This window comes from Streptomyces sp. NPDC046860 (assembly GCF_040645115.1).
Lineage (GTDB): Bacteria > Actinomycetota > Actinomycetes > Streptomycetales > Streptomycetaceae > Streptomyces.
In genome coordinates, this window is the sequence record NZ_JBEYXQ010000005.1 from 110,093 (window position 1) to 132,979 (window position 22,887).

At 71.6% G+C, this 22,887-nt stretch carries 17 protein-coding genes; 7 read left to right on the forward strand and 10 right to left on the reverse strand.

Annotated elements, in window-relative coordinates; translation table 11 throughout:
- Nucleotides 1–14: 14 nt before the first annotated feature.
- From ABZ898_RS09725 to ABZ898_RS09735, 3 genes are all read right to left on the reverse strand, one after another.
- Complete coding sequence (locus ABZ898_RS09725; protein WP_361654966.1) at nucleotides 15–836, reverse strand: ABC transporter permease; 822 nt, start codon at nucleotides 834–836, stop codon at nucleotides 15–17.
- A 76-nt stretch (nucleotides 837–912) separates the two neighbouring features.
- Complete coding sequence (locus ABZ898_RS09730) at nucleotides 913–1,878, reverse strand: ABC transporter ATP-binding protein (RefSeq protein WP_361655540.1); 966 nt, start codon at nucleotides 1,876–1,878, stop codon at nucleotides 913–915.
- 127 nt (nucleotides 1,879–2,005) lie between these two features.
- The gene (locus ABZ898_RS09735; RefSeq protein WP_361654969.1) at nucleotides 2,006–3,223 is read right to left on the reverse strand and encodes an NYN domain-containing protein; all 1,218 of its coding nucleotides are present in this window, start codon (nucleotides 3,221–3,223) and stop codon (nucleotides 2,006–2,008) included.
- A gap of 225 nt (nucleotides 3,224–3,448) precedes the next feature.
- Between ABZ898_RS09735 and ABZ898_RS09740 the strand changes: the two genes are divergently transcribed.
- A complete protein-coding gene (locus ABZ898_RS09740; RefSeq protein ID WP_361654972.1) occupies nucleotides 3,449–3,619 on the forward strand; it encodes a hypothetical protein in 171 nt (56 codons plus the stop codon).
- Nucleotides 3,620–3,741: 122 nt separating this feature from the next.
- Here ABZ898_RS09740 and dnaE read toward each other — a convergent pair whose 3' ends face one another.
- Nucleotides 3,742–7,281: a DNA polymerase III subunit alpha gene (dnaE, locus tag ABZ898_RS09745; RefSeq protein ID WP_361654974.1), complete on the reverse strand. Its 3,540-nt coding sequence runs from the start codon at nucleotides 7,279–7,281 to the stop codon at nucleotides 3,742–3,744.
- 213 nt (nucleotides 7,282–7,494) lie between these two features.
- Between dnaE and ABZ898_RS09750 the strand changes: the two genes are divergently transcribed.
- From ABZ898_RS09750 to ABZ898_RS09765, 4 genes are all read left to right on the forward strand, one after another.
- Nucleotides 7,495–8,820 (forward strand): DUF2252 domain-containing protein, encoded by a 1,326-nt coding sequence (locus ABZ898_RS09750; protein ID WP_361654977.1) that lies wholly within the window; start codon nucleotides 7,495–7,497, stop codon nucleotides 8,818–8,820.
- Nucleotides 8,821–9,153: 333 nt separating this feature from the next.
- Entirely contained in the window at nucleotides 9,154–9,843 is a 690-nt protein-coding gene (locus tag ABZ898_RS09755; protein WP_361654980.1) for a hypothetical protein, read from the forward strand.
- 104 nt (nucleotides 9,844–9,947) lie between these two features.
- Nucleotides 9,948–10,772 carry a thioredoxin domain-containing protein gene (locus tag ABZ898_RS09760; protein ID WP_361654982.1) on the forward strand — a complete coding sequence of 275 codons (825 nt, stop codon included), beginning with the start codon at nucleotides 9,948–9,950 and terminating at the stop codon, nucleotides 10,770–10,772.
- A 93-nt stretch (nucleotides 10,773–10,865) separates the two neighbouring features.
- Nucleotides 10,866–12,536 (forward strand): alkaline phosphatase D family protein, encoded by a 1,671-nt coding sequence (locus tag ABZ898_RS09765; RefSeq protein ID WP_361654985.1) that lies wholly within the window; start codon nucleotides 10,866–10,868, stop codon nucleotides 12,534–12,536.
- Between the two features lie 2 nt (nucleotides 12,537–12,538).
- Here the strand turns inward: ABZ898_RS09765 and ABZ898_RS09770 are convergent, their stop codons facing one another.
- Nucleotides 12,539–13,108, reverse strand: a complete 570-nt coding sequence (locus ABZ898_RS09770) for a dienelactone hydrolase family protein (protein WP_361654988.1) — start codon at nucleotides 13,106–13,108, stop codon at nucleotides 12,539–12,541.
- Between the two features lie 114 nt (nucleotides 13,109–13,222).
- Here ABZ898_RS09770 and ABZ898_RS09775 point away from each other — a divergent pair, with 114 nt between their 5' ends.
- Nucleotides 13,223–14,329, forward strand: a complete 1,107-nt coding sequence (locus ABZ898_RS09775; protein WP_361654991.1) for a mechanosensitive ion channel domain-containing protein — start codon at nucleotides 13,223–13,225, stop codon at nucleotides 14,327–14,329.
- Nucleotides 14,330–14,357: 28 nt separating this feature from the next.
- On the opposite strand, the gene ABZ898_RS09780 is transcribed toward ABZ898_RS09775, so the two are convergent.
- The 5 genes from ABZ898_RS09780 to ABZ898_RS09800 all read right to left on the reverse strand — a co-directional run bounded on the left by ABZ898_RS09780 (nucleotide 14,358) and on the right by ABZ898_RS09800 (nucleotide 19,111).
- Nucleotides 14,358–15,944 (reverse strand): Na+/H+ antiporter, encoded by a 1,587-nt coding sequence (locus ABZ898_RS09780; protein WP_361654994.1) that lies wholly within the window; start codon nucleotides 15,942–15,944, stop codon nucleotides 14,358–14,360.
- 94 nt (nucleotides 15,945–16,038) lie between these two features.
- A complete protein-coding gene (locus ABZ898_RS09785; RefSeq protein WP_361654997.1) occupies nucleotides 16,039–16,515 on the reverse strand; it encodes a GNAT family N-acetyltransferase in 477 nt (158 codons plus the stop codon).
- Complete coding sequence (locus tag ABZ898_RS09790) at nucleotides 16,512–17,456, reverse strand: RluA family pseudouridine synthase (RefSeq protein WP_361655000.1); 945 nt, start codon at nucleotides 17,454–17,456, stop codon at nucleotides 16,512–16,514. The genes ABZ898_RS09785 and ABZ898_RS09790 overlap by 4 nt, the downstream gene beginning before the upstream one ends.
- 67 nt (nucleotides 17,457–17,523) lie before the next feature.
- Complete coding sequence (lspA, locus tag ABZ898_RS09795) at nucleotides 17,524–18,096, reverse strand: signal peptidase II (RefSeq protein WP_361655003.1); 573 nt, start codon at nucleotides 18,094–18,096, stop codon at nucleotides 17,524–17,526.
- Nucleotides 18,097–18,175: 79 nt separating this feature from the next.
- A complete protein-coding gene (locus ABZ898_RS09800; protein ID WP_361655005.1) occupies nucleotides 18,176–19,111 on the reverse strand; it encodes a TraR/DksA family transcriptional regulator in 936 nt (311 codons plus the stop codon).
- Nucleotides 19,112–19,660: 549 nt separating this feature from the next.
- On the opposite strand from ABZ898_RS09800, the gene ileS reads away from it, so the two are divergent.
- Nucleotides 19,661–22,798, forward strand: coding sequence for an isoleucine--tRNA ligase (gene ileS / locus ABZ898_RS09805; RefSeq protein WP_361655008.1), 3,138 nt, complete (start codon nucleotides 19,661–19,663; stop codon nucleotides 22,796–22,798).
- Nucleotides 22,799–22,887: the final 89 nt, after the last annotated feature.

Genomic DNA, 22,887 nt, shown 5'->3' on the forward strand with positions numbered 1-22,887 from the left:
TGCCGCGCGCCGCGTCACCGGACGGCGGCCCGGCGGTACGCACGGGTCGCCACCGCCAGCGAGATCACCCCGACCCCCGCGCACACCCCCAGGTCAGCGAGGACCGCCGCCCAGTCGGGGTCCGGGCCGAAGGTCCGGGCGTACGCCTCCACCCCGTAGGTCGAGGGCAGCAGATCGCGGGCGAACAGCACGATGCCCGGCATCCGGTCCGCGGGCAGCACGCCCAGCAGCAGCGCCGCCGACATGCCGAGCTGGCCCAGCAGCGTGGCGAGTTCGAGGCGGGGCGCGAGCAGTCCGCAGGCGGCGCCGACCCCGGACAGGGCGGCCCCGGCCAGCGGGATCACCGCCAGCAGCACCCACAGGTTGGACAGCGGCAGCCCGAACAGCACACAGCCGAAGACGGCGGTCACCAGGGTTCCGGGAACGGTGAAGGAGGCGTACGCGGCCGCCGCGCCCAGCACCACGGCGGCGGGCGGCACGGGCAGCGTGGCGTAGTGGTCGAGCCCGCCGCTGGCGCGCAGCTGGCCGAAGTACTGCGAGAGCAGGTTGAGCGCCACGTACGCGACGACCAGTACGGAAGACCCGGCGACCACCGCCTGCGCCTCGGGGCCGCTGTCCACGACGCCCCGCATCATCACGGCGATGCCGACCGACTGGAACGTCGCCACGAACAGCAGCGGGATGCGCGCCACCCGGGCGCGCGACAACTGGGCGCGGTAGACGGCGGCCAGCGACGGCAGGAGCCGCACGGGCGGCCCCAGCTCGGCCGCGCGCCGGGCCTGCTCCGGCCCGCTGCGGGCCGCGCTCGGCAGGACCTCGGCGGGTACGACACTCACGACGCGCTGCTCCTCTTCCCGACGGCGGCCGGACCACCGTCCCACAGGGACCGTACGGATACGACGGGGCCCGTGCTCACGCCTTCACCAGTCCCTGCCGGGCCGCTCCGCCGAGGGCAAGGTAGACGTCCTCCAGGCTGGGCGTGGCGAGGGTGAAGTCGTCCAGGGCGGCGAAGGCGGCGCCGCCGGTGACGGTGGCGACGGCGGCCCGCGCCTCCTCGGGGGCGAGGCGGAGCGTCCAGCGGCGCCCGGCCTCCACGGCCCGCCCGGCGAGCACGGCGACCTCGGGCACCTCCAGGGGTGCCCGCTCCCGCCACACCAGTTCCACCCGGACCTCGCCGGAGACGCGCTCCTTGAGCCCGGCCGGGGTGTCGCAGGCGATCACCCGGCCCTGGTCGAGCACGGCGACCCGGTCCAGGACGGTCTCGGCCTCGATGACGTTGTGGGTGACCAGCAGCAGGGTCGTGCCGTGCTCGGCGCGGCGCCGGTCGACGGCCGCCCAGACCGCGCGCCGGGCCACCGGGTCCATGCCGGTGGTCGGCTCGTCCAGCACCAGCAGCGGGCGCTCGCCCACGAGCGCGGCGGCGAGGCAGGCGAGCCTGCGCTGGCCGCCGGACAGCTTCTTCAGCGGGCGTCCGGCCAGCGGGGCGAGCCCCAGCTCGTCCAGCACCGCGTCGCGTTCGGCGCGCGCGGCGCGCGCGCCCAGGCCGCGCAGCCGGCCGGTGGTCTCGGCGGCGAGGGCGACCGTCAGCTCGTCGAGCGCGGAGGACTCCTGGCCGAGGTAGGCGAGGATGCGGGCGGCCCGCTCGGGGTGGCGCACGATGTCGTGGCCGAGGATCTCGACGTCGCCGGAGTCGGGGCGCAGCAGGCCGGTGAGCTGGCGGACCAGGGTGGACTTGCCGGCGCCGTTCGGGCCGAGCAGCCCGAATATCTCGCCCCGGCGCACGTCGAGCGTCACGTCGTCGGTGGCCCGCACCTCGGGTGTGCCGGGCGCCCCGCGCCGCCCCTTGACGGGCGGATAGGTCTTGCTGAGGGCGCGCACGCGTACGACGTCGTCGTACCTCAGTGGCTGTCCCGCGCGCGTGGTCACGAGGGACGAGACTACGCGGTGCGGACCCTTTACTCGCCTTTGGGTCACCTCATCTCGGCTTTGGCCGGTCAGAGCCCGTTCACTCCCCCGCGGAGGCGCTCTCGGCCGCCGCGGGGACGTCGAACTCCCGCCAGAACCCCGCCCGGATGGCGTAGCGGTCGTGCTCGTCGATCTGGTCGTCCTTGTGGGCGAGCAGGCCGAAACGGGCCGCGTAGCGCAGCAGCTCGCCGTCGATGCGGTGCGGGATGCGGGGGTACATCCCGGACAGCCGGTGGAGGTGGCCCTGGTCGCCGAGGCGGGACATCCAGCGGCGGGCGAAGACCTGGCCGACCTCGTAGGGGTCGCCGCCGACCGTGGTGATGTCCTCCTCGCGGTCGGCCCAGCGCTGCTCGGCGGTGGTGAGCTGGGCGAGCGTCGGCATGGAGGCGGCCTCCGGCGGCTCGGCGGGGGTGCCCGGCCGGTCCACCCAGCCCTTGTCGGAGGACCAGCGCAGGGTGGCGTTGGCCGGGGCGCCCGCTGGCGGAGGGCCGGGGGCGCGCAGGGCGGCCAGGTCCTTGGGGGTGGGGACGCCTTTGTGGGCGGCCCCCCGGTCCTGGCCGCCGTTCTCCGGCACGGCGGCGGGCGGGCGGCGGGTGTCCTCCTCGGCGGTGCGCTCGGCAGCGGCGGGCGCGGACTCGGGCAGCGGGGCGGAGAGGATGGCGGCGATCTCGGGGCGGGGCGCGGGGGGCGGGGCGCAGACGCCGGTCAGTTCCTTGGCGCGGACGGCCTTGATGATCCAGGCGCGGTCGAGCACGCGCCGTTCGTCGGCCTCGGCGACCAGGTCCTCGGACTGGTTGTAGTCGCCGTCGGCGGCCTGTACGGCCCACAGGTGGACGGCGACGCCGTGTTCCTTGGCGGCCATCATGCCGGGCAGGAGGTCGCCGTCGCCGGTGACGAGGACGATGTCGGAGCAGGCGCGGTTGCGGGCCAGCTCGGTCAGCTCGGCGTGCATGGCCGCGTCCACGCCCTTCTGCGCCCAGCGTCCGTCGCTTCTGGTCAGGGCGCCCAGCCGGACGGTGACGCGGGGCATCACGCGCAGCCTGCGGTGCTCCGGCTGGGGGACCCGGTCGGGGGCGCCGTCGAACCAGTAGATGCGCAGCAGCGGGCGGCCGGTCTCGGACTCGGCGCGTTCGCGCAGCGCCTGGATGAGCGCGGTGTGGTCGACGATGATCCGGGACCGCGAGGGCTCACCGGCGAGGAGGCTCGCGGCGGCTCCCAGCAGATACCCGGCGTCCACCAGGACGATGCAACGGTCCACGCGACTCACCCTCTTTCCGGGAGGTATTGCTTCGGCGTTCCTTCGAGTCTGCCCGACCGCGCGGGGGTTAACGGCCGGAACTCGATCTTCGGCGTGGCGTTTCCGGGCCCGGTGTCCCCACCATCCCTGTCACAGACGGTAATTATCCGACATGCGCTTGATGTCAGCGTATGTGAATCTAATTTCGGCCCTGGCCCCTAGACCCCCTTCAGGAGGCAGATCCCCATGGCCAAGAACAAGAACCGCAAGCAGACCGGCCCGAAGAACCGCGCTTCCGCTGCCGAGCAGCCCCAGCGCACCGGCGAGCAGCACGAGGCGCAGGAGGCCACCGCCCCGGCCGCGGCCGGCCGGCCGGACTACGCGCAGAAGCAGAACAAGCGCTTCGGCCACAACTGATTGCCGCTGACGGGCATGTGAGCCTTGAGCGCACAGCTTCACGTTAAGCACGGAAGGGGCGCACCGCCGCGGGGTGCGCCCCTTCCACGTGTCCGTCCCCGGCGCCGCGTCCGGCCGGCGGGTCAGCCGGTCAGGCAGGACGGGCCGAGCAGGACCTTCAGGTCTCCGTAGAGGGCCGGGTCGGGCTTGACCCGGTGCCGGTCCAGGCGCAGCACGGTCGTCTTGTGCGGGCCCTGGAGCTTGATGCGGACCTCGCTGTCGCCCTTGTGGTGGGTGAGGATCTCGCCGAGGCGGCTGATCATCGGCGGGGTGACCCGGACCGCCGGGATGGTGAGCACGACGGGGGCGTTGGTGCCCGCGTTGGACAGGTCGGGGACCTGGAGCTCCATGGCGACGAGCCGGGGCACGTCCTCGCGCTTGTCGAGCCGGCCCTTGACGAACACCACGGCGTCCTCGACGAGTTGGGTCGAGACGAGCTGGTAGGTGGCCGGGAAGAACATGCACTCGATGGAGCCGGCGAGGTCCTCGACGGTGGCGATGGCCCAGGCGTTGCCCTGCTTGGTCATCTTGCGCTGGAGGCCGGAGATGATGCCGCCGATGGTCACCACGGCGCCGTCGGAGTGCTCGCCGCCGGTCAGCTGGGAGATGCCCGCGTCGGCCTTGTCGGAGAGCACGTGCTCCAGGCCGAAGAGCGGGTGGTCGGAGACGTAGAGGCCGAGCATCTCCCGTTCCTGGGCGAGGAGATAGGTCTTGTCCCACTCCTCGTCGGTGAACTGGACGTCGAGTCCGAAGCCGGGTTCGTCGCCCGCGTCCTCGCCCATGCCGCCGAAGAGGTCGAACTGGCCCTCGGCCTCCTTGCGCTTGACCGCGACCACGTTGTCGATCATCGGCTCGTACTGCGCGGTGAGGCCCTTGCGGGTGTGGTTCATCGCGTCGAAGGCGCCGGCCTTGATCAGCGACTCGGTGGTGCGCTTGTTGCAGGCGACCGCCTCGACCTTGTCGAGGTAGTCCGGGAAGGAGAGGTACTTCCCCTTGGTCTTGCGGCCCCGGACGATCGCCTCGACCACGTTGGTGCCGACGTTGCGCACCGCGGAGAGGCCGAAGAGGATCACGTCGTCGCCCTGGGCGGCGAAGTTGGACTCCGACTCGTTGACGTCCGGCGGGAGCACCTTGATGCCCATGCGACGGCATTCGTTGAGGTAGACCGCCGACTTGTCCTTGTCGTCCTTCACGGAGGTCAGCAGACCGGCCATGTACTCGGCCGGGTAGTTGGCCTTGAGATAGGCGGTCCAGTAGGACACCAGGCCGTACGCGGCGGAGTGCGCCTTGTTGAACGCGTATCCGGCGAACGGGACCAGCACGTCCCACAGGGCCTGGATCGCCTCGTCGCTGTAGCCCTTGTCGCGGGCGCCCTTCTGGAACAGGACGAAGTTCTTCGCCAGTTCCTCGGGCTTCTTCTTGCCCATCACGCGGCGGAGGATGTCGGCCTCGCCGAGCGAGTAGCCCGCGATGATCTGGGCGGCCTTCTGCACCTGCTCCTGGTAGACGATCAGGCCGTGGGTGACCGCGAGGACCTCTTCGAGGGGCTCCGCCAGCTCCTTGTGGATCGGCGTGATCTCCTGCAGGCCGTTCTTGCGCAGGGCGTAGTTCGTGTGCGAGTCCATGCCCATCGGGCCGGGACGGTAGAGCGCGGAGACGGCGGAGATGTCTTCGAAGTTGTCCGGCTTCATCAGGCGCAGCAGGGAGCGCATGGGTCCGCCGTCGAACTGGAAGACGCCGAGGGTCTCACCGCGCTGGAGCAGTTCGAAGGTCTTGGGGTCGTCTAGCGGGAGGCTCAGGAGATCGATGTCGATCCCCTTGTTGGCCTTCACCATCTTGACGGCGTCGTCCATGATCGTGAGGTTGCGCAGGCCCAGGAAGTCCATCTTCAGCAGGCCGAGCGACTCACAGCTCGGGTAGTCCCACTGGGTGATGGTCACGCCGTCGGTGTGCCTCACCCACACCGGGACGTGCTCGGTGATGGTCTCGCTGGACATGATCACGCCGGCGGCGTGCACACCCATCTGCCGGACCAGGCCCTCGACGCCCTTGGCGGTGTCGATGACCTTCTTCACGTCGGGCTCGTTCTCGTACATCCCGCGGATCTCGCCGGCCTCGCCGTAGCGCGGGTGCGAGGGGTCGGTGATGCCGTTGAGGTCGATGCCCTTGCCGAGGACGTCGGCGGGCATCGCCTTGGTGAGGCGGTCGCCCATGGCGTACGGGTAGCCCAGCACGCGCGCGGAGTCCTTGATGGCGTTCTTCGCCTTGATCTTGCCGTAGGTGCCGATCATGGCGACCTTGTCGGCGCCGTACTTCTCGGTCACGTACCGGATCACCTCGACGCGCCTGCGCTCGTCGAAGTCGATGTCGACATCGGGCATCGAGATGCGCTCGGGGTTGAGGAACCGCTCGAAGATCAGGCCGTGCGGGATCGGGTCGAGGTCGGTGATGCCCATGGCGTAGGCGACGATCGAGCCGGCCGCGGAGCCTCGGCCGGGGCCGACCGCGATGCCGTTGTTCTTGGCCCACATGATGAAGTCGGCGACGACGAGGAAGTAGCCGGGGAAGCCCATCGAGATGATGACGTCCATCTCGTACTCGGCCTGCTTCTGCCGGTCGTCGGGGACGCCGCCGGGGAAGCGGCGCTCCATGCCGAGACGGACCTCCTCCTTGAACCAGGTGACCTCGGTGTAGCCCTCGGGGATGTCGAACTTGGGCATGAGGTTCTTGGCCTCGAACATGCCGGTGGTGTCGACCATCTCGGCCACGAGGAGCGTGTTGGCGCAGCCCTCCTGCCAGGCGTCCGAGGAGTCGATGGCGTACATCTCGTCCGTGGACTTCAGGTAGTAGCCGGTGCCGTCGAACTTGAAGCGGCCGGGCTCGGAGAGGTTCTTGCCGGTCTGGATGCACAGCAGGGCGTCGTGGGCGGCCGCCTCGTGCGCGTAGGTGTAGTGCGAGTCGTTGGTGACCAGCGGCGGGATGCCGAGCTTCTTGCCGATCTCCAGCAGGCCGTCGCGGACCCGGTGCTCGATCTCGATGCCGTGGTCCATCAGCTCCAGGAAGTACCGGTCCTTGCCGAAGATGTCCTGGTAGTCGGAGGCGGCCTTGAGCGCCTCGTCGAACTGGCCGAGGCGCAGACGGGTCTGCAGCTCGCCGGAGGGGCAGCCGGTGGAGGCGACGACGCCCTCGGACCACTGGGCGATGGTCTCCTTGTCCATCCGGGGCCACTTCTGGAGCCAGCCCTCGGCGTAGGCGTCGGAGGACAGCCGGAAGATGTTGTGCAGGCCGGTCTTGTTCACCGCCCACATCGTCTTGTGGGTGTAACCGCCGGAGCCGGAGACGTCGTCCCGCTTCTGGTGCGGCTGGCCCCACTGGACCTTGCGCTTGTTCCGCCGGGACTCGGGCGCGACATACGCCTCGATCCCGATGATCGGGGTGATCCCGGCCTTCTTCGCGGAGTGGAAGAAGTCGTACGCCCCGTGGAGGTTGCCGTGGTCGGACATGGCGATGTGTGTCATGCCCATCTCATTGCAGGCATCGAACATGTCCTTGAGCCGCGCGGCACCGTCCAGCAGCGAGTACTGGGTGTGGACGTGCAGGTGCGTGAAGGGCGGCTTCGACACGGTTTCGGCCTCCAGATGGGCAAGGGGGGACAGCGAAGAAGTCTATGCCCCGGCACTGACACCCCCGGGTCCCGTCCGCGTACCTTCATGGGGGAACCGGGCACTCCGGCGCGGCGTCGACCGTTGTGGACGGCGGGAGCACCGGCGTACCGCTCACGCCAGGTTCCCGCTCTTTTCACGTCACGCACGATCCCGCACCAGGAGGCATCCGCGATGTCGGTTCCCCAGCTCAGCGACGAGCAGCGCGGCGAGGAGATCCTCGCCGTCTTCGACACCGCCTTCGGTCAGCTGCTGGCCGCCGACCCGGCAGCGTTCCGGGTGAAGTTCCGCAAGATGGCGGCGAGCGCGTTCGCCTTCTACCGGGGCACCGCCTGCCTCTTCTACCACGACGTCGCGGCGGAGAAGCGCGGCGGACCGTACCTCGACGAGCGCACCTCGCGGGTGTGGGTCCACGGCGACCTGCACGCCGAGAACTTCGGCACCTACATGGACGCCGGCGGCCGCCTGGTCTTCAACGTCAACGACTTCGACGAGGCGTACGTCGGCCCCTTCACCTGGGACCTCAAGCGCTTCGCCGCCTCCATCGCGCTGATCGGGTACGCGAAGGCGCTCAGCGACGAGCAGATCACCGAGCTGGTGACGGTCTACGCCGTCGCCTACCGCGAGCGCATCCGCGCCCTGGCCACCGGCGCCAAGGACGACGAGGTGCCGCCCTTCACCCTGGACACCGCGCAGGGCCCGCTGCTGGACGCGCTGCGGGACGCCCGCTCGCTGACCCGGTTCGGGCTGCTGGACTCGATGACGGAGATCCGCGACTTCGAGCGCCGCTTCGCGCCCGGCGGCGGCTCGGTCGAGCTGGACGCGGCCACCCGGTACAAGGTGCTGGCGGCCTTCGACGGCTACCTGGAGACCCTGCCGGAGGACTCGCTGGCCCGCCCGGAGTCGTACCGGGTCAAGGACGTGGTGGGCCGCCGGGGCATCGGCATCGGCTCGGCCGGCCTGCCCTCGTACAACATCCTGCTGGAGGGCGCGACCGACGCCCTGGAGAACGATGTGGTGATCTACATCAAGCAGGCGCAGACCCCGGCGGTCTCCCGGCACATCACCGACCCGGAGATCAGGGGCTACTTCCAGCACGAGGGCCACCGCACGGTGATCTCCCAGCGCGCCCTGCAGGCGCACGCCGACCCGTGGCTGGGCTGGACCGAGCTGGACGGGGCGGGGCAGCTGGTCGCCGAGATCTCGCCGTACGCGGTCGACCTGGACTGGGGCGACATCGACGACCCGGAGGAGATCGCGGCCGTCGTCGCCGACCTCGGCCGGGCCACGGCCACCATGCACGCGGCGGCGGACGACACCTCCGGCGAGTCCCTGGTGCCGTTCTCCACCGAGCGGGCCATCGACGCCGCGCTCGCCGCCGACGAGGAGGGCTTCGCGCCCCTCCTGGTGGACTTCGCACACGCCTACGGCGCCCGGGCGCGCGCCGACCACCAGATCTTCCTGGACCTGTTCCGCAACGGCCGCATCCCGGGGCTGTAGGGCCTTTCTTCCGGATCAGGCCGGCTTGGGTCGGCAGCGCCTTCGGGCCGACCCGAGCGGGGTCTGGTGCGTGCAGCTGCAAGGCGGAGGAGGGAGTCGACGCGGAGCGGTGGGGGTCCCCCCTGCTCGAGCGAAGTCGAGAGCTTGGGGGAGAGTGACGACAACGCGGCTGGGGGTCCCCCCTGCTCGCAGAGCTTGGGGGAGTGCGTGCCAGACCCCGCGACCCCGGCAAGATCCGGAAGACAGGTCCTAGGCCGCTCCGGGCGGGCGCACGGGCCGCCGCGACCCTTTACGGGTGCCTCACAGCGGTCCGTGACACACTCTCCTCTCGCTATGGACATATCCGGGACCCAGCTCAGAGCCGTGCGCGCGGCGCTGTTCACGGCCTTCACCGTGACGCTCAGCACCGCGTCGCACGTGCTGCTGTCCCGGTCCCCGCTGCCGGTGGCGACCGTGCTCGCGGTCGCCGCCGGGGTGTTCGCCACCGCGTACACCCTGGCGGGCCGCGAGCGCGGCTTCGCGGCGGTGGCGGCTCTGCTGATCCCGCTGGAACTGGCCGCCGACACGGTCTTCACCGCCGGCCAGCACGCCTGCTACGGCCGGGCCGGCGGCCCGGTCACCGGCCCGCTGCACGCGGTGGGCCTGGACCTGCTGTGCCGGGGCGACGCCCTGGGCGGCCCGCTGGCCCGCGTCTCCGGCGGCCCGGACCGCGCGGGCGCGCTGCTCGCGCACACCGGCCCGGCCGCCGCCTGGCTGCTGCTGGCCGCGCACATCGGGGTGGGCCTGCTGGCCGCCGCGTGGCTGCGCCGGGGCGAGCAGGCGCTGGCCGGGCTGGTCGGGGCCGTCGCCGCGACCACCTTCCGGCCGCTGCTGCTGGCGGTGGCCGCCGTCGGCATCCGGCCCGCCCCGGCCCGCCGCATGCCGCGCCCGGCACCGCGTCCGGCCGCCGCGCGGGCCCTGCTCCTCGCGTACTCCCTGGGACGGCGCGGACCGCCGCGCTCCGTCGCCCTCGGCCGCCCCTGAGCGGACGAGCGGACACCGGGCACGACCAGGTTTCCCCACACATATCTCGCGCACCCACGAACTCCGCGTTCGTCATGTGCGCGTCCTCTATGGAGATCACCACCATGAGCAAGCGGAACAACCAGGCGGCGAAGACGGCGGCGCGTGAGCGGATGCGCGAGGAGCGCGAGCGCCAGGCCAAGCGGGACAAGGTGAAGCGGCAGGCGATCGTCGGCCTGTCGGTGGTGGCGGTGCTCGCCGCCGCGGGCGGCATCGGCTACGCCGTCGTCCAGGGCAACAAGCCGAGCGGCTGGGAGGCGGCGAAGAAGGCCACCCTGGTCAAGCCCGCCCACACCACGGGCAAGGACGGCACGACCGTCGTCATAGGCAAGGACAGCGCCAAGAAGACCCTCGCCATGTACGAGGACCCGCGCTGCCCGGTCTGCTCCCAGTTCGAGCAGGCGTCCGGCGCCACGGTGGACAAGGACGTCGCGGACGGCAAGTACAAGGTCCAGTACGTCGGCGCGACCTTCATCGACGACAACATCCCGGGCGAGGGCTCCAAGAACGCGCTCAGCGCGCTCGGCGCGGCCCTGAACGTCGACCCGGAGGCCTTCCTGAAGTACAAGGCGGCGCTCTACTCGGCGAAGTACCACCCCGACGAGCAGGACGACAAGTTCAAGAGCGACGACTACCTCATCGAGGTGGCGGACACCGTGCCCGCGCTCAAGGGCAACGCGGCCTTCCAGAAGGCCGTGAAGGACGGCACCTACGACAAGTGGGCGCTGGTGATGAGCGAGAAGTTCAACACGGACGGCAAGAAGTACAGCTTCCAGGGCACGCCGACGCTGATCATGGACGGCAAGAAGGTCACGGGCTCCGACGGCCAGAACGCGCCCATGACGAAGGCCGAGTACGTCACCGCGATCACCAAGGCCCTCAAGGGCTGACGACCGGCCGGGGGCCGGGGAGCGGGTGAAGGGCGGGCGAACTTTCGGAGTTCGCCCGCCCTTTCCCCGTACCGATCAGTAACCTGATCGGCCGTGACCAGTCCACTCAGATCCGCCGAGGCCGCTCCGGCCCGCAACTCCCTTGCGCCCAGCCGCCGTACGGTCGTCAAGGCCGCGGCGGCCGGCGCCGTCCTGGCCGGGCCGCTCGCCGCCGCGCTCCCGGCCCGCGCCGCCACCGCCGCTCCCGTCTTCCGGCACGGTGTCGCCTCCGGCGACCCGCTGCCCGACGGCGTCCTGCTCTGGACCCGGGTGACCCCGGTGCCCGAGGCCCTCCCCGGCTCCGGGGCCGGCCCGGACACCGAGGTCGGCTGGGTCGTGGCCCGCGACAAGGCGTTCACCTCCGTCGTCGCCACCGGCTCCACCACCGCCACGGCGGCCGCCGACCACACGGTGAAGGCCGACATCCGCGGCCTCCAGCCGGGCACCGACTACTGGTTCCGCTTCACCAGCGGCGGCACCGAGTCGCCCGTGGCCCGCACCCGCACCGCGCCCGCCGCCGACGCGGCCGTGCCCGGGCTTCGCTTCGGCGTGGTGTCCTGCGCCAACTGGGAGGCGGGCCACTTCTCCGCCTACCGCCACCTCGCGGCCCGCGGCGACCTGGACGCCTGGCTGCACCTGGGCGACTACATCTACGAGTACGGCACCGGCGAGTACGGCACCCGGGGCACCGTGGTGCGCCCGCACTCCCCCGCGCACGAGATCCTCACCCTGGCCGACTACCGCGTCCGGCACGCCACGTACAAGACCGACCCCGACCTCCAGGCCCTGCACCTGGCCGCGCCGGTCATCGCGATCTGGGACGACCACGAGTTCGCGGACAACGCCTGGTCGGGCGGCGCCGGAAACCACACGGAGGGCGCCGAGGGCGCCTGGGCGGCCCGTCAGGCGGCGGCCAAGCAGGCGTACTTCGAGTGGATGCCGGTCCGCCCCGCGCTCGCCGGCACCACCTACCGCAGGCTGCGCTTCGGCAAGCTGGCCGACCTGTCCCTGCTGGACCTGCGCTCGTTCCGCTCCCAGCAGGCGGCGACCGCCTCGGGCTCGGTCGACGATCCGGACCGCACTCTCACCGGGCGGGCCCAACTGGACTGGCTCAAGGCGGGACTGAAGGCGTCGGACACGAAGTGGCGGCTGGTCGGCAACTCGGTGATGATCTCGCCGTTCGCCGTGGGCTCCCTCTCCGCCGACCTGCTCCGGCCGCTGGCGAAGCTGCTCGGGCTGCCGCAGGAGGGCATCGCCCTCAACACCGACCAGTGGGACGGCTACACCGACGACCGGCGCGAACTCCTGGCCCACATCAAGGCCAACGCCATCGCCAACACCGTCTTCCTCACCGGCGACATCCACATGGCCTGGGCCAACGACGTGCCGTACGACGCGGGCACCTACCCGCTGTCGCCGTCGGCGGCCACCGAGTTCGTGGTCACCTCGCTCACCTCGGACAACCTCGACGACATCGTGAAGGTGCCCGAGGGCGGCATATCGGCCGTGGCAGCGCCGGTCATCCGGGCCGCCAACCGGCACGTCCACTGGGTCGACACCGACCGCCACGGCTACGGCGTGCTCGACATCACCGCCGAGCGCGCGCAGATGGACTACTACGTGGTCTCCGACCGCACCGACCCGGACGCCACGTCCGCGTGGGCGCGTTCGTACCGCACCCGCAGCGGCACCCAGAGGGCCGAGCGGAGCTACACCCCGGTGTAGGGCTACAGGGTGTCGAGGAAGCCGAGCGCCGTCCGCCAGGTGGCCTCGGCGGCCTCGGCGTCGTAGTCGGGCAGGTCCCGGTCCATGTAGAGGTGGCCGGCGCCGGGGTAGCGGTAGACCTCCACGTCCGCGCCGGCGCGGCCCATCTGCAGGTACCAGGCGCTCAGCCAGTCGTCCGTCTCGAACGGGTCCGGCTCGGCCACGTGCAACTGCACCGGAAGCTCGTCCACATGGGCGTTCGGCGCGATGTCCGAGGTGCCCTGGAGGAGCAGCAGCCCGCGCGCCTTGTCGTCGCCCAGGGCCAGGGTCTGGGCGACCGAGGCGCCGAGCGAGAACCCCGAGTAGACCAGCCCGCGGTCGGAGTAGGGGGCGACGGCGAGCACGGCCCGCTTGAGGATCTCCTCCTTGCCTACGGAGTTCTGGTACTCCATGCCCTCCTCGACCGAGTCGAAGGTGCGGCCCTCGAAGAGGTCCGGTGTCCATACCTCGTGACCCGCCGCGCGAAGCCGGTCCGCCGCGTCGCGCGCCCCGGGGGTGAGCCCGTGGACCGAGTGAAAGAGCATGATGTTCATGCCCCCATGGTGCCAGTCGCGCCAGGTCAGGACTTTCCCCGGCGCGGCCCGTCTACCCGGGTGGAGGCCGAACACACAGGTTCATGACGCCGTCGGGCGGTTACGTTCCCCCTCATGGAGAACGTCATCCGGCCCCTGGCCGTGGTCGGCGGCGCCGTCGCGCTCACCGTGCTGCTCGGCTGGGCCACCGACCTGCTGCTGCGCAAGGCCGACGAACGGCACGGCGAGACCCCGCTGTGGGGACTGCTCCGCCGCTGCCGCGTCCCGTATCAACTCGTCCTGCTCTCCGCCCTGCTCAGAGGGTCCTACGCCCAAGTGCCGTGGCTGCGCGAGCACCGGGTGGGCATCGGGCAGACCCTGACCCTGGTGCTCATCGGGTCGACGGCCTGGCTGGTCATCGGGATCGCGGGCGCCGTCGTGGAGACCTCGTACAGCCGCTACGCGCGCGCCCACCGGGACTCCGCGCGGGTGCGCCGGGTGCGCACCCAGGTGACGCTGATCATGCGGGTGGTGTCCGCGACGGTCGGGGTGGTCGCCGTGGCGGCCATGCTGCTGACCTTCCCGGAGATGCGCGCGGCCGGCGCCTCGCTGCTGGCCTCCGCCGGCATCCTCGGGATCGTGGCGGGCGTGGCCGCGCAGTCGACGCTGGCCAACCTGTTCGCGGGGCTCCAGATCGCCTTCGGCGACATGGTGCGCATCGGCGACACCGTGGTGGTGGACGGCGAGTGGGGCACCGTCGAGGAGATCACCCTGACCTTCCTGACGGTGCGGACCTGGGACGAGCGGCGGATCACCATGCCGGTCTCGTACTTCACCTCGCGCCCGTTCGAGAACTGGTCGCGCGGCACCCCGCAGATGACCGGCACCGTCTACTGGTACCTCGACCACAGCGCGCCCGTGGAGGCGATGCGGGAGAAGCTCCGCGACATCCTGCGCCACTGCCCGGCCTGGGACGGGCGCGCGTACAGCCTGGTGGTCACGGACACCACCCAGAACACCATCGAGGTGCGCGCCCTGGTGACCGCGAAGGACGCGGACGACATCTGGACGGTGCGCGTCACGGTCCGCGAGCAGATGATCGCCTGGCTGTCCGCCGAGCACCCGTACGCGCTGCCCCGCGTCAACACCGCCGAGGCGGTGCCCGCCCCGCACCAGATCCCGTCGCCGGACCGCACCACCCTGCGCAAGGCGTACGAGTTCCCGCGCGGCGGCCGGTTCTGATCCCGGCCGAGAACCGGCGGCCGGGGGCTCAGCGCATGCTGCGCACGTCGAGATGGCGCAGCACCCGGTCCACGATCTCCGGGTCCGCCCCCGGCTCGCTGCGGGCCGCGAGCACCTCGTGGCGGGCGGCGCTCATCATCTCCGCCTGGATCTTCCGCACCCGCTTCAGGCGCCGGGCCCGCTTCTGGTGCGCCTCCCGGCGCTCCTCCTCGCCCATGTCGGGGCTGATGCGGATGCCGATGTCGTAGGCGCTGCGCAGCATCTGCTCGGACAGCTCCTCGGGGAGGTCCTCGACCTGCTCGATCTCGCGCAGCTTGCGCCGCGCGGCCTTGGTCGCGCGGACGGCGAGTTCCTTCTCGAGGTGCTTCTCCTGCTCGGAGTCGGCCCGCACCCCGAGCCTGCGCACCAGCCGGGGCAGGGTGAGCCCCTGGAGCACGAGGGTGGCGATGATCACGCCGAACGCGATGAAGACGATGATGTCCCGGTCGGGGAAGGGCCCGCCGTCCTCGGTGGTGAGCGGGATGGCGAGGGCCAGCGCGACCGAGGCCACGCCACGCATCCCGGACCACCACATCACGACGGTCTCGCGCCAGCCGACCGGGATCTCCTCGTCGATGTCCCGGCGGGCGTGCAGCCGCTTGGTCAGCCAGGTCGCGGGAAGCAGCCAGAGCAGCCGGACCAGGATCACCACGGCCGCCACCGCCACCGCCCAGCCGATCAGCTCGGCCCAGCGGCCGGAGGCGGTGCGGACGGCGTTGTGCAGTTCGAGGCCGATCAGTCCGAAGGCGACGCCGGTGACGAGGGTGTCGATGATGTCCCAGAAGGTGTGTCCGGCCAGCCGGGTCATCACGTCGTCGGCGTCGGTGGCGTACTCGGCGAGGAACAGGGCGGTGGTGAGCACCGCGAGCACGCCGGAGCCGTGCAGCTCCTCGGCGAGCACGTAGGAGGCGTAGGGCACCAGCAGGGTGAGGCCGATCTGGAGGGTGGCGTCGCCCAGCAGGGACATCAGCTTGTTGGCGCCCCAGCCGAGGGCGAGCCCGATGACGAGCGCGACGACCGCGGAGAGCACCAGGTCGAGCCCGGCCTCCCAGGGCGAGAACTCACCGCTGACCGCGGCGGCGATGGCCACGTGGTAGAGCACGATCGCGGTGACGTCGTTGAACAGCCCCTCGCCCTCCAGGATGGACACCAGGCGGCGCGGCAGCCCGAGCTGGCCGGCGACGGCGGTCGCGGCGACCGGGTCGGGCGGGGCGATCAGCGCGCCCAGCGCCACGGCCGCGGCGACCGGCAGGCCGGGCACCATGGCGTGGGCGACGGCGGCCACGCAGATCATGGTCACGAAGACCAGGGCGACGGCCAGCAGGAAGATCGGCCGGACGTTCGCCGCGAACTGCCGCCAGGAGGTGCGCCGCACGGCCGCGTAGAGCAGCGGCGGCAGCAGGGCGGGCAGGATCAGGTCGGGCGGGATGTCGACGTTCGGCACGAAGGGCAGCACGGCGAGCACCCCGCCGAACAGCGTCATCAGCACCGGCGCGGGCAGTCCGAAGTATTCGCCGACCGGCACGCTCACCAGGGCGGCGAGCAGGATCACGAACAACAGTGCCAACTGATCCACGTAGCGCGCTCCGGAGGTAAACGATCACCGCAAGCCTCCAGCCTGCCACGCCGACCGCTCGGGGCCGTTCAACGGCCCGCCTCGTACGGCAGTCCTACGCGGGCCCGAGCGGGCGGCGCATCGCGCGGTGCGCGATCCCCGCGTCCTGGAACTCGGGGCCGTACGCGGTGTAGCCGAGGCGCTCGTAGAAACCGAGGGCCTGGGTCTGGGCGTGCAGGTCGACGGCGCTGAGGCCGAGCCCGCGGGCCGCGTCCTCGATGGCCCGGACCAGGGCCGCGCCGACGCCGAGGCCGCGCGCCCGCCGGCTCACCGCGAGCCGGCCCAGCGAGCCCACCGAGGCGTCCCCACCGTTCTTGGCGGCGGCCGCCTCGCCGTGCAGCAGCCGGCCGGTGCCGAGCGGCACACCGTCCTCGCCCATGGCCAGCACGTGCACGGCCGTGGCGTCATGGGCGTCGTACTCGATGTCCTGCGGGACGCCCTGCTCGCCGACGAAGACGTCCTTGCGGACCGCGAAGCACGCCTCGCGGTCGGCGGGGTCCTCGGCGATCCGGACGGTGTACGGGACGCTCACGCGTAGGTCTCCTCGCGGACCCGCTCCAGGGCGCTGCTGAGGTCGTCGGGGTAGTCGCTCTCGAACTCCACCCACTGGCCGTCCCCCGGGTGCTCGAAGCCGAGCCGGACCGCGTGCAGCCACTGGCGCTCCAGCTTGAGGCGCTTGGAGAGGGTGGGGTCGGCGCCGTAGGTCAGGTCGCCGACGCAGGGGTGGCGGTGGGCGGCCATGTGGACGCGGATCTGGTGGGTGCGGCCCGTCTCCAGCTTCACGTCCAGCAGGGAGGCGGCGCGGAACGCCTCGATGAGGTCGTAGTGGGTGACCGATGGCTTGCCCTCGGCGGTGACGGCCCACTTGTAGTCGTGCTGGGGGTGGCGGCCGATGGGGGCGTCGATCGTGCCGCTCGTCGGGTCCGGGTGGCCCTGGACCAGGGTGTGGTAGCGCTTGTCGACCGTGCGCTCCTTGAACTGGCGCTTGAGCGAGGTGTAGGCGCGCTCGGACTTGGCGACCACCATCAGCCCGGAGGTACCGACGTCGAGGCGGTGCACGATGCCCTGGCGCTCGGCGGCGCCGGAGGTGGAGATCCGGTACCCGGCGGCGGCGAGGCCGCCGATGACGGTCGGGCCGGTCCAGCCGGGCGAGGGGTGCGCGGCCACGCCGACGGGCTTGACGATGACGACCACGTCGTCGTCGTCGTACACGATCTCCATGCCCTCGACCGGCTCGGCGACGATCTGCACCGGGGCAGGTGCCTGCGGCATCTCCACCTCCAGCCAGGCGCCGCCGTGCACGCGCTCGGACTTGCCGACCACGGCGCCGTCGACCTGGACCTTGCCGGCCGCGGCCAGCTCGGCCGCCTTCGTGCGGGAGAAGCCGAACATCCGGGAGATGGCGGCGTCGACGCGCTCGCCCTCCAGGCCGTCGGGCACGGGCAGGGTTCGGATCTCGGGAAACGTGCTCACCCGTCGAGTATGACGGACGGGCCCGAGGCCACCGAACGAGCCTGTGGAAAACCGGTGCGGGGGCCCGTCAGTCCTTGTGGACGGTGCCGTCCGGGTCCAGGCCGCGGAAGGAGAGCAGCACGATCAGGATGCCGCCGCACACGATCGCGGAGTCCGCCAGGTTGAACACGGCGAAGCCGCGGGGCGCGATGAAGTCGACGACCTCGCCCTGGAAGACGCCGGGGGCGCGGAAGATCCGGTCGGTGAGGTTGCCGAGGGCGCCGCCGAGCAGCAGGCCGAGCGCGACGGCCCAGGGGAAGCTGTAGAGCTTGCGGGCCAGCCGGATGATCACCACGATCACGGCGGCCGCGATCACCGTGAAGATGATCGTGAAGGCCGCGCCGAAGCCGAAGGCGGCGCCGGGGTTGCGGATCGCGTGCAGCTCCAGAAGGTCCCCGACCAGCTGGATCGGGGCGTGGTGCTCCAGCTTGGCCACCACCAGGAGCTTGCTGCCGAGGTCGAGGGCGTAGGCGAACGCGGCCACCGCGAACAGCACGGCGATCCGGCGGCCGCGGCCGGTCCTCGGCGCGGGGGCCTGTGCCCGCTCCCCGCTGTCCTCCGGAGTGTCCGGCGTACCGATGATGCGCTCCGCCTCTGCCACGTGAGTCCCTCAACCTAGGTGCCTGACCAAGGAGAGAGTACGGCACGGCCCCCGGGGCGGCGGAGAGCGGACCCGGAGGTCAGGAGCGGCGTTCCTGCTTCTGCTTGCACTCCACGCACAGGGTGGCGCGGGGGAACGCCTGCATACGGGCCTTGCCGATGGGGTTGCCGCAGTTCTCGCACAGGCCGTAGGTGCCCGCGTCCAGCCGTTCGAGGGCGCGCTCGGTCTGGCTGAGCATCTCGCGCGCGTTGGCGGCCAGCGCCAGCTCGTGCTCGCGGGTGATGTTCTTGCTGCCGGTGTCGGCCTCGTCGTCGCCCGCGCCGTCGGCCGAGTCGCGCATCATGCCGACCAGGGACGCCTCGGAGGAGCTGATCTCCGTGCTCAGCCGGTCCGCCTCGGAGGCCAGCTCCGCGCGCGCCTCGGCGACCTCCTCCGGGGTCCAGGGGTCCTCGCCGGGGCGTACGGCCAGGTCTCCGGGTGCCACGGCGGCCAGGCGGGCCGTGGCCAGGGCGCTCTCGGGGGCCGTGGCCGTGCCGGACGTCTTCTTCGCGACCACCCTGGTGGCTCCCGTCTTCCCGGCCGTGCTCTTCCTGGCGGCCGTCTTCTTCGCGGTGGCGGTCTTCTTGGCCGCGGTCTTCTCGGCGGCCGTCTTCTTGGCGGGTGCCTTCTTCGCCGTCTTCTTGGCCGCGGTCTTCTTGGCCGCGGTCTTCTTGGCCGCGGCCGTCTTCCCGGCCGTCGTGCCCCGGGGGGTCGCCGCCTCGGCCGCGGTGGCCTTGGCGGCCGTCTTCCTGGGAGTCACCGTCTCGCCGCCCGTCTTCTCACCGGCCGCCCGCCCAGCGGACGCCTTCCTGGCACTGGTCTTCCCCGCGCCGGCCTTCTCGTCCGGCTCGGCACCCTTCCGTGTCCCGGCAGCCGTCTTCCCGGCGGGAGCGCGCGCGGCCGCCTTGCCGGCAGCCGTTCCCGGCCGCCCGCTCCCCCTTCCCGCCGAACCGCCGGAGGTCTTCTTCGCCACCATGGCCGGGGCCCCTTCACATATGTGATGTCGCAGGCGAATCGTGCTGGGACGATAAATCGACTTTGGTTCCGCGGCAACGGGGCACGCCGCCCGATTCGCCCGCCCCGCGCCCCCCGCGCAGCAGACCTGCATCCGTTGTGCCCAGCTCCCCGGCGTGTAACCCGCCGTGCCGCGACAGCCGCCGTTCGGGTCACGCGCCGCCCGGGAAAAGCGGTCGGCCGCTGTCGGCGGGGCGCCGTACACTGGGGGGAGCGAGAAGCGTGGATGGGGACGAGTAGCGTCGTATCGCAGCCCAGAGCGAGCCGGGGTCGGTGGAAGCCCGGTGGCGAGCGCGATGTGAAGATCACCCCGGAGCCGCCGGAGGAAAGCCCCTCAGGGGCAAGTAGAACCGGCTTCGCGACCCCAATGAGGGGGCTCACCGCCGGACGGACACCGGTGGCGGGCCAAGGAGGGTGGTACCGCGGGAGCGCGCCGCACACGGCGTGAACAGGAAGAACGCTCTCGTCCCTCCGACGGAAGGCAGCAAGTTCCGTTGGAGGATGCTCGCAGATGACAGCGCCGACGTACCGCCAGGTGCCCGCCCAGGTCGACCTGCCCGCGCTTGAGCACGCGGTGCTCGACTTCTGGCGCGACCAGAAGATCTTCGCCAAGACCCTGGAGCAGTCCGAGGGCCGCCCCGAGTGGGTGTTCTACGAGGGCCCGCCGACCGCGAACGGCATGCCGGGCGCGCACCACATCGAGGCCCGCGTCTTCAAGGACGTGTTCCCCCGCTTCCGCACCATGCGCGGCTACCACGTCGGCCGCAAGGCGGGCTGGGACTGCCACGGCCTGCCGGTCGAGCTGGCGGTCGAGAAGGAGCTTGGCTTCTCCGGCAAGAAGGACATCGAGGCGTACGGCATCGCCGAGTTCAACGCCAAGTGCCGCGAGTCGGTGACCCGGCACACGGACGCCTTCGCCGAGCTCACGACCCGCATGGGGTACTGGACGGACCTCGAGGACCCGTACCGCACGATGGACCCCGAGTACATCGACTCGGTGTGGTGGTCGCTCAAGCAGATCTTCGACAAGGGCCTGCTGGTCCAGGACCACCGGGTCGCCCCCTGGTGCCCCCGCTGCGGCACCGGCCTGTCCGACCACGAGCTGGCGCAGGGCTACGAGACGGTCGTCGACCCCTCGGTCTACGTCCGCTTCCCGCTCACCTCCGGCCCGCTCGCCGGCCAGGCGTCGTTGCTGGTGTGGACGACGACCCCGTGGACCCTGGTGTCCAACACGGCCGTCGCCGCCCACCCGGAGGTCACCTACGTCGTCGCCACCGACGGTACGGAGAAGGTCGTCGTCGCCGAGCCGCTGGTGGAGAAGGCGCTCGGCGAGGGCTGGGAGACCACCGGCCAGTCCTTCACCGGCGCCGAGATGGAGCGCTGGACCTACCAGCGTCCCTTCGAGCTGGTGGAGTTCCCGGAGCCCGCGCACTACGTGGTCAACGCGGAGTACGTCACCACCGAGGACGGCACCGGTCTGGTCCACCAGTCCCCCGCCTTCGGCGCGGACGACCTCCTGGTCTGCCGCGCCTACGGCCTGCCCGTGGTCAACCCGGTCCGCCCCGACGGCACCTTCGAGGAGGACCTCCCGCTGGTCGGCGGCGTCTTCTTCAAGAAGGCCGACGAGCAGCTCACCGAGGACCTGCGCGAGCGCGGCCTGCTCTTCCGCCACCTGCCCTACGAGCACAGCTACCCGCACTGCTGGCGCTGCCACACCGCGCTGCTCTACTACGCCCAGCCGTCCTGGTACATCCGCACCACCGCCGTCAAGGACCGGATGCTCGCGGAGAACGAGGGCACCAACTGGTTCCCGGAGACCGTCAAGCACGGCCGCTTCGGCGACTGGCTGAGCAACAACATCGACTGGGCGCTGTCCCGCAACCGCTACTGGGGCACCCCGCTCCCGGTCTGGACCTGCGACAACGACCACCTCACGGTCGTCGGCTCCCGCGCCGAGCTGAGCGAGCTGACCGGCACCGACCAGTCCGGCCTGGACCCGCACCGCCCGTACATCGACGCCGTGACCTTCCCCTGCCCCGAGTGCGGCGACACGGCCACACGCGTGCCCGAGGTCATCGACGCCTGGTACGACTCGGGTTCGATGCCGTTCGCGCAGTGGGGCTACCCGCACAAGAACAAGGAGCTGTTCGAGAGCCGGTACCCGGCGCAGTTCATCTCCGAGGCGATCGACCAGACCCGCGGCTGGTTCTACACGCTGATGGCCGTCGGCACCCTGGTGTTCGACCAGTCCTCGTATGAGAACGTCGTGTGCCTCGGCCACATCCTCGCCGAGGACGGCCGCAAGATGTCCAAGCACCTGGGCAACACCCTGGAGCCCATCCCGCTCATGGACCAGCACGGCGCGGACGCGGTGCGCTGGTTCATGGCGGCCGGCGGCTCGCCCTGGGCGGCCCGCCGCGTCGGCCACGGCACCATCCAGGAGGTCGTCCGCAAGACGCTCCTGACCTACTGGAACACGGTCGCCTTCCAGGCGCTGTACGCCCGCACCTCCGGCTGGGCCCCGAGCGCGGCGGACCCGGCCCCGGCCGACCGCCCGCTGCTGGACCGCTGGCTGCTGTCCGAACTCCACGCCCTCACCGACCAGGTGACCCAGGCGCTGGAGGCGTACGACACCCAGCGCGCCGGCAAGCTGCTCTCCGCGTTCGTGGACGACCTGTCGAACTGGTACGTGCGCCGCTCGCGCCGCCGGTTCTGGCAGGGCGACAAGGCCGCGCTGCGCACCCTGCACGAGGTGGTCGAGACGGTCACCCAGCTCATGGCGCCGATCACCCCCTTCATCGCCGAGCGGGTCTGGCAGGACCTGATCGTGCCGGTGACCCCGGACGCCCCGGAGTCCGTGCACCTGTCCACCTGGCCCGAGGCCGACCTGTCCGCGATCGACCCCGAGCTGTCGAAGCGCATGGTCCTGGTCCGGCGTCTGGTGGAGCTGGGCCGCGCCACGCGCGCCGAGTCCGGCGTGAAGACCCGTCAGCCGCTCTCCCGCGCCCTGGTCGGCGCCGCCGGCTTCGACGCCCTCGGCGCCGAACTGCGCGCGCAGATCACCGAGGAGCTGAACGTCGAGTCCCTGGCCTCGCTGTCGGAGGTCGGCGGCTCGCTGGTGGACACCACCGCCAAGGCCAACTTCCGCGCGCTGGGCAAGCGGTTCGGCAAGCGGGTGCAGGACGTGGCCAAGGCGGTCGCCGCCGCCGACGCCGCCGCCCTGTCCCTGGCGCTGCGCGAGGGCACCGCCTCGGTCGAGGTCGACGGGGAGACGGTCGCTCTCGCCCCGGACGAGGTGATCATCACGGAGACGCCGCGCGAGGGCTGGTCGGTGGCGTCCGACTCCGGTGCGACGGTCGCGCTGGACCTGGAGATCACCGAGGAGCTGCGCCGGGCCGGACTCGCCCGGGACGCGATCCGGCTGATCCAGGAGGCGCGCAAGAACAGCGGCCTGGACGTGGCGGACCGGATCGCGCTGCGCTGGTCGGCCGGCGACCCCGCGGCCGTGGAGGCGCTGTCCGCGCACGCGGGGCTCATCGCGGAGGAGGTCCTCGCCACGGACTTCGCCCAGGGCGAGGCGGACGACAGCTTCGGCGAGGCTTTCGTGGACGAGGGACTGTCCCTGACGTTCCGTCTGCGCAAGGCGTAACACTCCGCCTGATCGACGGCGGCTGCCCCTGTACGGGGTGGCCGCCGTCCTGCTTTTCGGGTTCGGCTGATCAGCAACCCCTCGCAACG